The sequence below is a fragment of the Pseudomonas sp. HMSC063H08 genome, assembly GCF_001813645.1.
Classification (GTDB): Bacteria; Pseudomonadota; Gammaproteobacteria; order Pseudomonadales; family Pseudomonadaceae; genus Pseudomonas; species Pseudomonas aeruginosa.
Map to the genome: position 1 here is coordinate 159,082 of NZ_KV813369.1, position 13,947 is coordinate 173,028.

General features: G+C 65.5%; 15 protein-coding genes and 3 tRNA genes. 10 read left to right on the forward strand and 8 right to left on the reverse strand.

Annotated elements, in window-relative coordinates; translation table 11 throughout:
• Positions 1-33 precede the first annotated feature (33 nt).
• Positions 34-966, reverse strand: coding sequence for a LysR family transcriptional regulator (locus tag HMPREF2924_RS06430; RefSeq protein ID WP_003090919.1), 933 nt, complete (start codon positions 964-966; stop codon positions 34-36).
• 156 nt (positions 967-1,122) lie between these two features.
• Between HMPREF2924_RS06430 and HMPREF2924_RS06435 the strand changes: the two genes are divergently transcribed.
• Together HMPREF2924_RS06435 and HMPREF2924_RS06440 are read left to right on the forward strand one after the other, a co-directional pair.
• Entirely contained in the window at positions 1,123-1,569 is a 447-nt protein-coding gene (locus tag HMPREF2924_RS06435; protein WP_003130822.1) for a universal stress protein, read from the forward strand.
• Positions 1,570-1,624: 55 nt separating this feature from the next.
• Positions 1,625-2,281 carry a thiopurine S-methyltransferase gene (locus HMPREF2924_RS06440; RefSeq protein WP_003109680.1) on the forward strand — a complete coding sequence of 219 codons (657 nt, stop codon included), beginning with the start codon at positions 1,625-1,627 and terminating at the stop codon, positions 2,279-2,281.
• 31 nt (positions 2,282-2,312) lie between these two features.
• On the opposite strand, the gene HMPREF2924_RS06445 is transcribed toward HMPREF2924_RS06440, so the two are convergent.
• The 4 genes from HMPREF2924_RS06445 to HMPREF2924_RS06460 all read right to left on the reverse strand — a co-directional run bounded on the left by HMPREF2924_RS06445 (position 2,313) and on the right by HMPREF2924_RS06460 (position 6,304).
• Positions 2,313-3,440 carry a M14 family metallopeptidase gene (locus HMPREF2924_RS06445; RefSeq protein WP_003130825.1) on the reverse strand — a complete coding sequence of 376 codons (1,128 nt, stop codon included), beginning with the start codon at positions 3,438-3,440 and terminating at the stop codon, positions 2,313-2,315.
• Positions 3,441-3,580: 140 nt separating this feature from the next.
• Positions 3,581-4,456, reverse strand: coding sequence for a protease HtpX (gene htpX / locus HMPREF2924_RS06450; RefSeq protein ID WP_003090915.1), 876 nt, complete (start codon positions 4,454-4,456; stop codon positions 3,581-3,583).
• Positions 4,457-4,589: 133 nt separating this feature from the next.
• Positions 4,590-5,042, reverse strand: a complete 453-nt coding sequence (locus HMPREF2924_RS06455) for a hypothetical protein (RefSeq protein ID WP_003109682.1) — start codon at positions 5,040-5,042, stop codon at positions 4,590-4,592.
• Between the two features lie 50 nt (positions 5,043-5,092).
• Positions 5,093-6,304, reverse strand: coding sequence for a pyridoxal phosphate-dependent aminotransferase (locus HMPREF2924_RS06460; RefSeq protein ID WP_023094640.1), 1,212 nt, complete (start codon positions 6,302-6,304; stop codon positions 5,093-5,095).
• A gap of 184 nt (positions 6,305-6,488) precedes the next feature.
• Here HMPREF2924_RS06460 and msrB point away from each other — a divergent pair, with 184 nt between their 5' ends.
• The 3 genes from msrB to ospR all read left to right on the forward strand — a co-directional run bounded on the left by msrB (position 6,489) and on the right by ospR (position 7,972).
• Positions 6,489-6,887, forward strand: a complete 399-nt coding sequence (gene msrB / locus HMPREF2924_RS06465; protein WP_003090911.1) for a peptide-methionine (R)-S-oxide reductase MsrB — start codon at positions 6,489-6,491, stop codon at positions 6,885-6,887.
• Positions 6,888-6,998: 111 nt separating this feature from the next.
• A complete protein-coding gene (locus HMPREF2924_RS06470; protein ID WP_003090910.1) occupies positions 6,999-7,484 on the forward strand; it encodes a glutathione peroxidase in 486 nt (161 codons plus the stop codon).
• A complete protein-coding gene (ospR, locus tag HMPREF2924_RS06475; protein ID WP_003090908.1) occupies positions 7,481-7,972 on the forward strand; it encodes a hydroperoxide stress response transcriptional regulator OspR in 492 nt (163 codons plus the stop codon). Before HMPREF2924_RS06470 ends, ospR begins: the two co-directional genes overlap by 4 nt.
• Positions 7,973-7,990: 18 nt before the next feature.
• On the opposite strand, the gene sagS is transcribed toward ospR, so the two are convergent.
• Positions 7,991-10,351 (reverse strand): two-component system sensor histidine kinase/response regulator SagS, encoded by a 2,361-nt coding sequence (gene sagS, locus HMPREF2924_RS06480; protein WP_003130830.1) that lies wholly within the window; start codon positions 10,349-10,351, stop codon positions 7,991-7,993.
• A gap of 82 nt (positions 10,352-10,433) precedes the next feature.
• Between sagS and HMPREF2924_RS06485 the strand changes: the two genes are divergently transcribed.
• Together HMPREF2924_RS06485 and HMPREF2924_RS06490 are read left to right on the forward strand one after the other, a co-directional pair.
• Entirely contained in the window at positions 10,434-11,324 is an 891-nt protein-coding gene (locus HMPREF2924_RS06485; RefSeq protein WP_003090906.1) for an ATP-binding protein, read from the forward strand.
• Complete coding sequence (locus tag HMPREF2924_RS06490; RefSeq protein ID WP_003109686.1) at positions 11,321-11,803, forward strand: GAF domain-containing protein; 483 nt, start codon at positions 11,321-11,323, stop codon at positions 11,801-11,803. The genes HMPREF2924_RS06485 and HMPREF2924_RS06490 overlap by 4 nt, the downstream gene beginning before the upstream one ends.
• A gap of 9 nt (positions 11,804-11,812) precedes the next feature.
• Here the strand turns inward: HMPREF2924_RS06490 and HMPREF2924_RS06495 are convergent, their stop codons facing one another.
• Both HMPREF2924_RS06495 and HMPREF2924_RS06500 read right to left on the reverse strand, forming a co-directional pair.
• Positions 11,813-12,475, reverse strand: coding sequence for a glutathione S-transferase family protein (locus HMPREF2924_RS06495; protein ID WP_003098798.1), 663 nt, complete (start codon positions 12,473-12,475; stop codon positions 11,813-11,815).
• Positions 12,476-12,536: 61 nt separating this feature from the next.
• Positions 12,537-13,310: a hypothetical protein gene (locus HMPREF2924_RS06500; protein ID WP_003130832.1), complete on the reverse strand. Its 774-nt coding sequence runs from the start codon at positions 13,308-13,310 to the stop codon at positions 12,537-12,539.
• A gap of 217 nt (positions 13,311-13,527) precedes the next feature.
• Here HMPREF2924_RS06500 and HMPREF2924_RS06505 point away from each other — a divergent pair.
• The 3 genes from HMPREF2924_RS06505 (at position 13,528) to HMPREF2924_RS06515 (ending at position 13,841) form a co-directional block, all read left to right on the forward strand.
• Positions 13,528-13,603: transfer RNA gene (locus tag HMPREF2924_RS06505), tRNA-Glu, on the forward strand.
• 2 nt (positions 13,604-13,605) lie between these two features.
• A tRNA-Gly gene (locus tag HMPREF2924_RS06510) sits at positions 13,606-13,681 on the forward strand.
• A gap of 84 nt (positions 13,682-13,765) precedes the next feature.
• Positions 13,766-13,841: transfer RNA gene (locus HMPREF2924_RS06515), tRNA-Gly, on the forward strand.
• Positions 13,842-13,947 lie beyond the last annotated feature (106 nt).

The following is a 13,947-nucleotide window of genomic DNA, read 5'->3' on the forward strand; positions in this document are numbered from 1 at the left end:
TCGAAATGAATCAGTGCATTCCACGCATCTATATCAGTTGGAGCCCAGCAGCGGATGGGGATCGTTCTGCACTTCCTCGCAAAGCCGCTTGACCGTTTGCCGGAACCAGCGGTGCGCGGGATCGTTGTCGAAGCGTGGATGCCAGGCCTGGACCACCATCACGGTCTTCAATGGCACCGGGATGTCGAACTGGCGCAGGCCCAGGCCCAGTCGGTTGGCCCGCCACAGGGAGTGCTCGGCGATCGGCAGCAGCAGGTCGGAACCGGGCAGGGCGAAGATCGCCGAGTGGAAGGTTGCGCAGACCAGCTTGACCTGGCGGGTCACCCCCAGCTCTCCCAGGGCTTGGTCCAGCGGGCCGTGGTGGAGTCCGCGGCGCGAGACGCTGATGTGGGGGAAGGCGGCGAAGCGCTGCGGGGTGATGTCGCCGTCGAAGATCGGATGCCCCTGGCGGGCCAGGCCGACGAAGCGGGTGGTGAGCAGTTGCTGGGTCTTGACCTCGGGCTCCATCCAGGACGAGGCGCCGATGTAGAGGTCGATGCGGTTCTGCCGCAGGGCTTCGTCGTCTATGTCCGATTCTGGGGCAAAGCGCAGGGTACAGCGTGGCGCTTCCTTGCTGAAGATTTCCAGTATGCGGGTGGCCAGACCGCCGACCAGGGTGTTGTTGGAACGCAGGGTGAAGCAGCGCTCCAGCTTGTCCAGTTGGATGGTCTCGCGGGTGTTGAACAGGTCGCGGGCCTGGTCCACCAGTTGCCGGACCTGCTCCTGCAGTTCCAGGGCGCGGGGCGTGGGCACCAGCTTGCGGCCGGCGCGGACCATGATCGGGTCGCCTACCGCCTCGCGGATCCGCGACAGGGTACGGCTCATCGCCGGTGGGCTGAGGTGCATGCGGCGCGCGGCTCCGACCACGCTGCCCTCTTCGAGAAGAACGTTGAGGGCGACCAGGAGATTCATATCGGGAAGATGCATGGAGTGGAAGTATAAGCACCCTTGAGTGCGCAAGGTGCAGTCTTTTGCTCTCCCAGGCGTGCGTTCGCTGCATTGCTGGATTGCGTCCGCGATGCCTTTACGCGCGCCGGTGGCTACCGAAGAATGCCGGTGTACGCCCTGTCCGAGGATTTGCCGATGTTCCATGCACTCCTGGTCGCCATCGACGGCGGCCCGCAGACCCGTCGCATTGCCGAGCTGGCGCGGCAGGCCGCCGCGCCGGGCGCGCGGGTCCACCTGCTGTGCGCGGTGGACGCCGGCTATGCGTTGCCGGGCCGGCCGACGCTGCTCGACTATCCGCCCGCCGCGCACGAGTGCGAAGAGGCCCGGCAGGTGCTCGACGAGGCCTGTGCGCTGCTAGCCGGGTCCGAGCTGGAGGTACAGGCCGAGCTACGCGCCGGCGACCCGGTGCAGGTGATCCTGGGCGAGGCGCGGCGCCTGGGCTGCGAGCTGATCGTCATCGGCCATCGGCACCTGGGACGGCTGGAGCGCCTGCTCGATCCTTCGGTCGGCGACCGGGTGATCCGCGAGGCGCCGTGTCCGGTGCTGGTGGAAGTGCGCGAGGAAGATGCGCAGGGGAGTTGACCTGCCGGCCGATTGTCGCCACCTTGCGGGTTTTTCCACGAATGCGGAGGGCAGGATGCAGGCGGATTTTTGGCACGCCCGCTGGGCGAACAACCAGATCGGCTTCCATCTGGACGAGATCAATCCCTACCTGATGCGCCACCTGTCGCGGCTGCGATTGCAAGCGGGCGAACGGATCCTGGTGCCGTTGTGCGGCAAGACCCTGGACTTGGCCTGGCTGGCCGCCCAGGGGCTGGAGGTGCTGGGGGTGGAGCTTTCGGAAAAGGCCGTGAGCGACTTCTTCGAGGAGCACGACCTGCGCCCCGAGATCGATCAACTGGGTGGTTTCCGCCGCTACCGGGTCGCCGGCATCACCCTGCTGCAGGGTGATTTCTTCGCCTTGCAGGCAGAGCACCTGGCGCAGTGCAGGGCGTTCTACGACCGCGCCGCGCTGATCGCCCTGCCGCCGGAGATGCGCGAGCGCTATGCCGGGCATCTCCAGGCGGTCCTGCCGACGCGCAGCCTCGGCTTGCTGGTCACCATCGACTACCCGCAGGCGGAGATGGCCGGTCCGCCGTTCGCCGTGCCCGACGAGGAGGTGCGTGGCTACTACGCTGGCGGTTGGCGGATCGAGGAACTGGAGCGCGGCGACGTGCTCGGCGTCAACTGGAAATTCCTCGAGCGCGGGGTGTCCTGGCTGAACGAGGCCGTCTACCTGCTGGAGAGAGGCTGAAACGGGGCGCCGCGCGGCGCCCCGTCCATTTTCAGCGGAGTTCGTCGACCAGCACCGCAAGGGTGCTCAGGACGTCCTGGCCGAGCCGCTTGGAGCGGGCGCCGGACCAGCCGGTCGCGGGCTCCGGGTTGTCGTCGTGGTCCTTGAACGGCATCTCGATGGTGAACGCCAGGCAGTCGTAGGTCTGCCCGACGAAGTTGCAGGCCAGCGCCAGGTTGGCCTGGCCCGGCGCACTGCGTGGGTAGCCATGGCGGATCTGGAATTCGCCGCGCGCCATCAGTTCCTCGCGGAAGCGTTGCTCGAGCCGTTCCAGGCGGGGCGTATAGCCCGGGTTGCCCTCGCAGCCGGCGGCGAATACGTGGGGGATTTCCTCGTCGCCGTGGATGTCGAGGAACAGGTCGACGCCATGGCGCTTCATCTCCTGCTGGACGAACCAGACTTCCGGGCTGCGCTCGGCGCTCGGCTCCAGCCAGGCCCGGTTGAGATCCTGGCCGGCGGCGTTGGTGCGCAGGTTGCCGTGGAACGCGCCGTCCGGGTTCATGTTCGGCACCAGGTACAGGTCGGCCTTTTCCAGCAGGCGCTGCATTTCCGTATCGTCCGGCCGCTGCAGGCGCTCGATCAGGCCTTCCATGAACCATTCGGCCATGTGTTCGCCGGGATGCTGCTGGGCGATGACCCACAGCTTCAGGTGGCTGTCGGGATGGCGCCTGACCCGCAGCAATTCGATGTCGCGGCCTTGCACGCTGGTGCCGACGGCGAGCCGTTCGACGCCCTCGATGCCGAGCGCACGTTCGACCAGGCGGGCATGCCGTTCGCGGCTGTAGGGCTCGAAGTAGGCGAAGCGGACTTCGCTTTCCTCCGGTTCCAGCTGGAAATGCAGGCCGTCGGCGTCGTATTGCGACGGTACGCGGAACCAGCGTTCGCCATCGTACGAGGCGACTGCCTGGTAGCCGCTCCAGGCATGGCTGTAGGCCGACTGGCCGGCGTTGACCAGGGTGAAGCGGTGCTCGGTGGCGGCAGCCATGCCCTCGACCTTGAAGTGGAACCACTGGAAATGCTGGCTGGCCAGGTCGGGACGGATCGCCAGGCGGATCCGGCGGGGATCGCTGGCATCGATGACCTGGATGTTGCCGCTGTCGAAATCGGCGCGGATCTGCATGGGAACCTCATCGGGCGAAATCACGGACCCGCATGTTCCGGGGCTGGCCCGCGGCTGTCAAAGCGACCATGGATAGGTGGCTTTCCCGGGCATAAAAAAAGGGCGACCGATGGTCGCCCTGTCCCAAGTGTGAAAGCGGATCAGCGTGCGCTGGCGCGCAGCGCTTCGATACGATCTTCCAGCGGCGGGTGGCTCATCAGCAGGCCGGCCAGGCCGTGCTTGAGGCCGCCATTGATACCGAAGGCGTTCAGGGTGTCGGGCATCTGCACCGGCACGCCCTGTTCCGAACGCAGGCGTTGCAGCGCGGCGATCATCGCGCCGGTGCCGGCCAGGTGGGCGCCGGCGGCGTCGGCGCGGAACTCGCGGCGGCGCGAGAACCACATGACGATGATGCTGGCGAGGATGCCGAGCACCAGTTCGGCGAAGATGGTCGCGACGAAGTAGCCGATGCCCGGGCCGTCCTCGTTCTTCAGGATCGCCTTGTCGACGAAGTTGCCGAAGATTCGCGCGAAGAACATCACGAAGGTGTTCACCACGCCCTGGATCAACGCCAGGGTGACCATGTCGCCGTTGGCGACGTGGCCGATCTCGTGGGCGAGGACGGCTTTCACCTCATCGGGCGAGAAACGTTCGAGCAGGCCCTGGCTGACCGCGACCAGCGCGTCGTTCTTGTTCCAGCCGGTGGCGAAGGCGTTGGCCTCGTAGGCGGGGAAGATGCCGACCTCCGGCATCTTGATGCCGGCCTCGCGGGACAGCTCTTCGACGGTCTGCAGCAGCCACTGTTCGTGACGGGTGCGCGGCTGGCTGATGACTTCGGTACCGGTGCTCATCTTCGCCATCCACTTGGAGATGAACAGCGAGACCAGCGAACCGGCGAAACCGAACACGGCGCAGAAGACCAGCAGGCTGCCGTAATTCTGGCCGGTGAAGCGGTCCACCCCGAGCAGTTTCAGGGTGATGCTGGCAATCACCAGGACTGCCAGGTTGGTGGCCAGGAACAACAGGATGCGCATCATGGTGTAAAGCTTCTCCTCACGGCTGAAGGCACGGAGCGCGGTTCGCAGGCCGCCGGGGCGGGCGAACGGGCTCCTGATAATCATGCGGGGTTATATAAGGGGCGGTCCATGGCGATTCAATCGAGGGACTATTTCAAACTGTGTCGCCTTGCGCGCCCAGGTTGCCCTCGAATAGCAGGCGGGTCAGCCCGGCCAGGCGTTCGCCGTCGCCCTGCGCCAGCGCCTGGCGCAACTGGTTGGCCAGGCAGGCCTGTTCGCGGCGCACGCTGGCCGGCGCCTCGGCCAGCGCCGCCGCGGCCCGGGGGACGATACGGGTAAGTCTTAGGAAGGCCTTTTCGCTGAGCACCGCCTGGTCGAGAGCCTCGTAATGAATGGTGTTGGCGAAGCGCAGGTAGCCTTCCTCGGCGAGCCAGAGCAACGCGCCCAGACAACTTTGGTGACGTTTGCTCGGCAGGCCGAACTCGTCCGGCGGCTCGCGGCCGATCAGGTCTTCGACGTAGAGCGCGGTCTTGCGCGGAAACGCCTGGTAGAGAAGCAGGAGGCCGCCAGCGGCGTCCTTGTGGAAGTCGTCGATCTGCAGGTCCATGGATGGGTCGCCGGGTAGGGCGGCGCCAGCGGCGCCGCGGGAGCGGGGGGTTACTGCTGGTAGCCCTTGAGGAAGCTGCCGATGCGCAGGATCGCCTGCTCCAGGTCATCGACGCGGGGCAGGGTGACCACCCGGAAGTGGTCGGGCCACGGCCAGTTGAAGGCGGTGCCCTGGACGATCAGCAGTTTTTCCGAGAGCAGCAGGTCGAGGACGAACTTTTCGTCGTTGTGGATCGGGCAGACCTTCGGGTCGATCCGCGGGAAGGCGTACAGCGCGCCCATCGGCTTCACGCAGCTGACGCCGGGGATGTCGTTGAGCAGTTCCCAGGCGCGGTTGCGCTGCTCCAGCAGGCGCCCCGGCGGCAGGACCAGATCGTTGATGCTCTGGTAGCCGCCCAGGGCGGTCTGGATCGCGTGCTGCGCCGGGACGTTGGCGCACAGGCGCATGTTGGCGAGGATGTCGAGACCTTCGATATAGCTCTGTGCCCGCTGCTTGGGTCCGGAGATCGCCACCCAGCCGGAGCGGAAGCCGGCCACCCGGTAGGATTTGGACAGGCCGTTGAAGGTCAGGCAGAGCACGTCCGGCGCCAGCGAGGCGGTGGAGACGTGGACGGCGCCGTCGTAGAGGATTTTGTCGTAGATCTCGTCGGAGAACAGCACCAGGTTGTGCTGGCGGGCCAGCTCGCCCATGCCTTCCAGCACTTCCCTGGAATACACCGCACCGGTGGGGTTGTTCGGGTTGATGATCACCATCGCCCTGGTGTTCGGCGTGATCTTCGCCTTGATGTCTTCGAGGTCCGGCCACCAGTTGGCCTGCTCGTCGCACAGGTAGTGCACCGGCTTGCCGCCGGCGAGGCTGACCGCGGCGGTCCACAGCGGGTAGTCGGGAGCGGGGATCAGCACCTCGTCGCCGTTGTTCAGCAGCGCCTGCATGGACATCACGATCAGTTCCGACACGCCGTTGCCGAGGTAGATGTCCTCGATGCCGACGCCCTCCACCTGCTTCTGCTGGTAATACTGCATCACTGCCTTGCGCGCGCTGAACAGACCCTTGGAGTCGCTGTAGCCCTGGGCGGTCGGCAGGTTGCGGATGACGTCCTGGAGGATTTCCTCGGGAGCTTCGAAACCGAACGGCGCCGGGTTGCCGATATTCAGCTTGAGGATGCGGTGACCCTCTTCCTCTAGGCGTTTGGCGTGCTTGAGCACCGGCCCGCGAATGTCATAGCAGACGTTGGCGAGCTTGTTCGATTTGCTGACCTGCATGATGTGTCGAGTCCCGAAGTGAGCGAACACCGTGGAACAGGCTGCGAAAAGCCCGCTGGATCGCGGCTTGGCAGGCTGTAACGCGGATGACAGACTGGCGTCTATAAGGAGCACGCATGATACGTGCGGCCCGTCCCCCGGAAAAGGGAGCGCCGGGCATTTTTCAGATCGCGAGGTAGAGCCGATGAGCAAGATCGACAAACCCCTGGACTCCTGGCGCGAGGAGTTGACCGAAGAGCAGTTCCACATCTGTCGCCTGGGCGGTACCGAACGCGCCTTCAGTGGCGAATACCACGCCACCAAGACCCCCGGGATCTATCATTGCACCTGCTGCGGCACGGCGTTGTTCGACTCCGACGCCAAGTACGACTCCGGCAGCGGTTGGCCGAGCTATTTCCAGCCGGTGGACGCCGAGGCGGTCCGCGAACTGGACGACTTCAGCCACGGCATGCACCGCATCGAAGTCCGCTGCGGCCGCTGCGATGCCCACCTGGGGCACGTCTTCCCGGATGGCCCCCGGCCCACCGGGTTGCGTTACTGCATCAACTCGGCCTCGCTGAAGCTGGTGCCGCGGGAGAGCTAGAGAGCGACGACCCGTCTTTGGTTCGGGTCGTTTTTCATTCAATCAAGTTGTGTGCAATTGAATTGCGAGCTACTTTGTTTCGAGACCTACCCTCAACAAGGAAGACAAGCCATGAGCGATTCTCTGCTGAGCATTCCCTGCACCACCATCAAGGGCGAACAGAAGACCCTGGCCGATTTCGGCGGCAAGGCGCTGCTGGTGGTGAACACCGCCAGCAAGTGCGGCTTCACCCCGCAGTACCAGGGGCTGGAGGCCTTGTGGGAAAAATACCGTGAGCGCGGACTGGTGGTGCTCGGCTTCCCCTGCAACCAGTTCGGCAAGCAGGAACCGGGCGACGAGGGCGAGATTTCGCAGTTCTGCGAGCTGAACTACGGGGTGAGCTTCCCGCTGTTCAGGAAGATCGAGGTCAACGGCGCCGGCGCCCACCCGTTGTTCGTCAGCCTGAAGAAGCGCGCGCCGGGCCTGCTCGGCAGCCAGGGCATCAAGTGGAACTTCACCAAGTTCCTGATCGGCCGCGATGGCCAGGTGGTGAAGCGCTACGCGCCGACCACCAAGCCGGAGGAGCTGAGTTCGGCGATCGAGGCGCTGCTTGAATGAGCACCCGGGGAAAAGTCGCCAGGCCGGATGGCGTCGAAGAATCGCTGCTGCTCGACAACCAGCTGTGTTTCAAGCTGTACGCCGCCTCGCGCGCAGTGATCCGCGGCTATCGGCCGCTGCTCGAACAGATCGGCCTGACCTATCCGCAGTACCTGGTCATGCTGGTGCTCTGGGAGTGGCATGCGAGCCCGCCGGAGCAGCCGACGGTGAAGGCCCTGGGCGACCGCCTGCTGCTCGACTCGGGAACCCTGACGCCCTTGCTCAAGCGCCTCGAACAGCTCGGCCTGGTGGATCGCCGTCGCGCCAGCCACGATGAGCGGGAGGTGCACCTGGCGCTGACGGTGCCAGGGATCACCTTGCGCGAACGGGTCATTCCGCTGCGCCAGCAACTGATCTGCAGCACCGGTTTCGACCTCAACGAGATGTTCGACCTGCACCAGCGCCTGGGCGGGTTGCTGTCGCGTTTTCGCCTGGTGGTGGGAGGCTAGCCGTCGTCGCGAGACCGGCTAGTCGCCCGCGGTGAGCGGGCACCAGCGGTCGAGGATGGCCTTCAGTTCGTCGCGGTGGAAGGGCTTGGCCAGGTAGTCGTCCATGCCGGCGGCACGACAACGTTCGCGCTCGTCCGGCAGGGCGTTGGCGGTCAGCGCGATGATCGGCAGGCCGCCCCAGCGTCCGCTGTCGCGGATCTGCCGGGTCGCTTCGTAGCCGTCCATCACCGGCATGTTGCAGTCCATCAGGACCAGGTCGATGGGATGCTCCTCCAGCATCTTCAGGGCATTCAGCCCGTGTTCGGCGATCCATACCTGGCAGCCGAGCTTGTGCAGCAGGCCCTTGGCGACCAACTGGTTGACCGGGTTGTCCTCCACCAGCAGGACCCGGGTGTTGCGCTGTTCTCCCGCGGTGTCCGAGGCGCTCGACGGGGCTATGGCGGTGTGTTCGAGCACGTGTTTCAGGGCCTGGTACAACTGGTTGCGACTCAGCGGCCTGGCCAGTTGGCGCAACGGCGACAGGCGGCGGGCCAGCTCCGGTTCGAGGAAACTGCCGTAGGCGGTGACCAGCAGGATCGGCGTACCGATGCTCGGACGCAGTCCCATCAGGCAGTCCGGGCAATCCGATATCAGTACGTCGAGCGAGTGGCCGAGCAGGCTGTCGTCGGTCTCCAGACGCTTGTACTCCAGGCCCCAGCGCGGCAGCCAGGTTTGCAGCAGCTGCGCCAGCCCGCTGTTGGCCGAGCATTGCGCGATCACCCGGCCGCGCAGCGGCAGCGCCTGTAGCGGAGGGCTGACCGGCGCCAGCGGCAGGCCGACGCTGAACAGGCTGCCCAGGCCGACCGTCGACTCCACCGTCAGTTCGCCCTGCATGGCCTCGCACAGCTTGCGCGTGAGGGCCAGGCCGAGGCCGGTGCCGCCGTATTGGCGGGTGATACCCGCGTCGGCCTGGGTGAACGGTTGGAAGATGCGATCCAGCGCCTCCTGGGCGATGCCGATGCCGGTGTCGCGCACACTGATGCGCACACCCTCGGCGGTGGCTTCCACGCGAACGTCGACCCGCCCCAGGCGGGTGAACTTCAGCGCGTTGGACAGCAGGTTGCTGACGACCTGGCGAATCCGCGTCGGGTCGCCGGAAACCTGGGCGGGCAGGGCGGGGTCGACCAGGCAGGTCAACTCCACGCCGGCCGCGGCGTTCTGCGAGAGGAGGCTGGCGGTGTCTTCCACCAGGACGCCCAGGTCGAACGGGATCTGTTCCAGGACCAGTTGCCCGGCCTCGAACTTGGAGAGGTCGAGCACGTCGTTGAGCAATTCCACCAGCACCTTGCCGGAGTCGTGGGCGATCGACAGCTGTTGGCGCTGTTCCGGGGTGAGCGGGCCGTCGAGGCTCAGCGAGAGCATGCCGAGCAGGCCGTTCAGCGGCGTGCGGATCTCGTGGCTCATGTTGGCCAGGAAGCTGGCGCGGGCCTGGGCCATGTCGAGAGCGGTCTGGCGGGCTTCTTCGAGTTCCTGGTTGGATAGCGTCAGGCGCGCGTTGGCGGCCTTCAGCTCGGCGGTACGGGCGGCGACGATGCTTTCCAGCTCCTCCAGGTACTGGGTCAGGCGGTTCTCCGCCTCCCGGCGCTGTTCGATCTCTACCGAGATGCGCCCGAGCTGGCGGTTGATGACTTCCACCAGCACGCCGATCTCGTCGCGTTCGTGGCCCTTGGGGCAGGGCAGGCGCATGCGTGCCGGCGAGCGTGGATCGTGTCCGCTGAGGGCCTGGATCAGGCTGACCAGGGGCTTGGTCAGCAGGGTATAGAAGAGCACCAGCAGGATCAGCGACAGCAGCAGGCTGCGCACGAAGCCGGAGAGCAGGGTGATGCCGGCGCGACGGAGGAAGTCGTTGCCGAACACGAAGGTGTCGATTTCCAGCTGCAGTACGCCGAGGGCCTCGCCCGGCGCATGGTCGACATGCAACGGGTCCTCGTAGACCCGCTTGTGGCCGAAGAGGAAGTCGCTGAGCGGCCGCAGGCGGCTTTCGGCGGGTTCGCGCGAGGCGCTGGCCAGCGGCAGGCCGGAGGTGTCGATGATTTCCGCGCGGACTACGGCGGGCGAACGGAGCAGGCCGAGGACCAGCTCCTGGGCCAGCTCCGCATCGATGTTGTAGGCGATTCGCGCGGCGGGGTTGTGGCTGACGTCCAGCAGCGCGCGCACTTCGCGATTGATGGATGCGTCCTGGCTGGCATAATCGACGCCAACCTGAATCAGGCTGAGCAGGGTTCCCAGGATAAAGGCCACCAGCACGGTGAGGCTGGCCTGTTTGAACGACAGGCGATGGGTCAGCGCTATATCCATGGGGGCGGGGATCAGCCTTGGCGAGGTTCTGCCGCCTAGCATAGCCCATCCCGACCGTCTGTCGGGGTTCCTGGGCGCAACCGATGATCGATCCGTGACGTCAGTCCGATCCGAGGAGAACAGAGTGGATTCCCGATTGAGCGATTTTCTTGCCCGCGCCGAAAGCGTGCTCGCGCGCCTGGAGCCGCTGCTGCCGGCCGTACGCGAAGCCGTCGACTGGGAGCGCAGCCTGGCGGCGCGCTGGCACCGCGACGGCCGCAGCGGCTACCTGCAGCCGCTGGAGGTCAGCCTCGACCTGCGCCTGGCCGACCTGCTGGGCGTAGAGCGGCAGCGCGAGCAACTGGAACGCAACACCCGCCAGTTCGTCGCCGGCCAGCCGGCCAACCACGCGTTGCTCTGGGGGGCCCGCGGGACCGGCAAGTCCTCTCTGGTTCGTGCGCTGCTGGCTGAGCTGGCCGGCGCCGGGCTGCGCCTGATCGAGATCGAGCGCGACCACCTGGCCGACCTGCCGCGCGTGGTCGAGCAACTGCAAGGCCTGCCGCAGCGCTTCGTGCTGTTCTGCGACGACCTCTCGTTCGATGCCGGGGAAGGCGACTACCGGGTACTCAAGAGCGTGCTCGACGGCTCGCTGGAACAGGCGCCGGACAATGTGCTGCTCTACGCCACCTCCAACCGCCGGCACCTGGTTTCGGAGAAGCAGAGCGACAACGAGAACTGGAAGATGGTGGACGGCGAGCTGCATCCCAACGAAGCGGTGGAGGACAAGATCGCCTTGTCCGACCGTTTCGGCCTGTGGCTGTCGTTCTATCCCTTCACCCAGGAGCATTTCCTCAGCGTGGTTCGCCACTGGGTGGACGTGCTCGCGGAGAAGGCCGGGCTGGCCTGGAGCTGGAGCGAGGAACTGGAGAAGGAAGCGATCCGCTGGGCGCTTGGCCGCGGCAACCGCAACGGCCGTTGCGCCTATCAGTTCTCCCGCTACTGGGTGGGCAAGCAACTGCTGGAGCGCCAGGCATGATCGATCTGCAGCAATCTGGCGCCGGGCTGGCCGGCTACGCCCTGCTGGCGGCGCAGGCCGAGGCGCTGTTCGCCGGCGAGCGCGATTTCATCGCCAACGCCGCGCAGTTCTCCGCCTTTCTCTTCCATGAGCTGGGCGACCTGAACTGGGCCGGCTTCTATCTGAACCGCAACGAGGAACTGGTCCTGGGACCGTTCCAGGGCAAGGTCGCCTGCGTCCGCATTCCCTTCTCCAAGGGCGTCTGCGGCGCCGCGGCGCGTACCCGGCTGACCCAGCGGGTCGACGACGTCCACGCGTTTCCCGGCCACATCGCCTGCGACAGCGCTTCCAGCAGCGAACTGGTGGTGCCCCTGCTCAAGGACGGCCGCCTGGTCGCTGTGCTCGATCTGGACAGCCCGAGCGTGGCGCGCTTCAGCGCCGAGGACCAGGCCGGGATCGAAGGCCTGGTGGAGATATTCCTGCGCCTGACGGACTGCTGAGCGACGCGTTCAGGCTTTCGCTGCGAGCTTGTCGAGGGTCCGTCGTTCCCCCGGCAGCAGCGCTTGCATCGCCGGGCGTTCGAGCATCCGCGCGAAATGCGCGGCGAGGGCCGGCCAGCGTTGCTCGTCCAGGTTTTCGCCGGCGTGACGCAGGTTGACCAACTGGCTGGCGATCGCCAGGTCGGCGAGGGTCAGTCGCTCGCCGACGAAGAAGGCCCGGCCGTCGAGATGGTTTTCCAGGTAATCGAAGTGCGCTGGCAGCTTTTCCTCCAGCGCGCGACGCACGTCGTTCTCCTCGCAGGCCTGGCCCATCGCCGGCTTGAGTATCCGGTTGCGGAAGATCGTCAGCGTGGCCAGGGGAGCGATCTCGTAGTCGGCGTATTTTTCCAGCCAGCGCACCGCTGCGCGGCCGGCGGGGGCGTCGCCCTGGAGATTCGGCGGTTCGGGATAGCGTTCTTCCAGGTACTGGCAGATCACGCTGGAGTCGGCGAGGGCCAGGTCGCCGTCGCGTAACGCCGGGATGCGGCCCAGCGGACTGATCTCGCGATACCAGGCCGGCTGGCCGAACGGGGCGATCGCTTCCAACTGGTAGTCGAGGCCCTTTTCGGCCAGGAGCAGGCGGACCTTGCGGACGAACGGAGACAGCGGGGCTCCGTAGAGTGTCAGGCTCATAACGATTTCCTCGGTCGATATGAGCCTGGGTTATAGCACGGCTGCCGTGGGCAGGCCGGAATCAGTCGTAGACGTTCTTCTTCTTCCACAGGTCGTCTGCATCGAGGGCCTTCAATCCCTCGTTGAGTTCGCTGGGCTCCTCGCTCGCCGGCTGGCTGTTGTTCAGCACCATCGCGTTGGCGCGGGCCAGCTGCGCTTCCATCTGCTGCAGCTCCGCCTGGTAGCGCGCCAGCTCGGGCTGCTTGCGCAGGTACTGGGCGCCGCGCTCGAAGGCCAGGCGCGCCTGGCGCGGTTCGTTCTGCTGCAGGGCCTGCTGGCCGAGATTGCCGAAGAACTCGATATGCAGGCGCACCAGGAGGTGGCGAATCTCCTTGACCCAGATCTGCGCCTCGCTGCGCGGCAGGTGGCCGTCCTGGGTGAAACGGGCGAGCTGGGCATGCAGGGCTTCGAAGAGGAAGCGGACTTCCTTGGCCTTGTCCTCGGTCAGGATCGCCTGGGGCGGATTGCGCACCGGGATCGACTCGCCCTTGGCGACCAGCGCGCGCAACTCTTCTATGCGAGCCTTGAGCCCGGCATCGGCTTTCTTCTCCAGCGCCAGTTGCTGCTCGCTGAGGCTGAGCTCGATCTGGCTCATCAACAGCTTCAGCGACGGGCTGACGAACTGGCCGGGAAGGCTCTCGGAAATCTGCGCGCAGCGCCGGACCCGGTCGTTGAGTTCGGCTTTCAGGCGCGCTTTCTCCAGCTTGCTGTTTTCCACCACGTGGTTGATATAGCCAATGGCGATTAGGAGGGCGATCCCGCCGATGATGAGGGCGGTAATGAGGAGTGGCGACACCTTGGGACTCCGCTGTAAGAATTTTCTCAGTCTAATGTCTTGGTGCTACCACTGATAGCAGCAGCTCATTATTTGCACAGAAGTCTTTGATTTAAAAAAATTTTCTCAGAAGGGTTGACGCCTCCCCGGACGCTCCATAAAATGCGCGCCACTTCCAGCGTGAAGCCAAGCGCGAAACACTGGAAGCCGGAAATATCTGTTGTAAGTTCCGGGCCGCGTCCCCTTCGTCTAGTGGCCTAGGACACCGCCCTTTCACGGCGGTAACAGGGGTTCGAGTCCCCTAGGGGACGCCATTGCGGGAATAGCTCAGTTGGTAGAGCACGACCTTGCCAAGGTCGGGGTCGCGAGTTCGAGTCTCGTTTCCCGCTCCAAATTCTACAACCTGGCTTCGGCGGGGTTGGTGAAAGTTAGGCGTCAAAGGTTCGGTTTCGGCCGAACGGGCAACAAGTTGTAACGCGGGAATAGCTCAGTTGGTAGAGCACGACCTTGCCAAGGTCGGGGTCGCGAGTTCGAGTCTCGTTTCCCGCTCCAAACATGATCCAGGTTTCGGCCTGGGTCGAAGAGAAAAGGGCCTTCGGGCCCTTTTTTCGTTTCTGCGATCCGCACCGCCCTGGTGCTTTTCCCGATTCCCCCCATG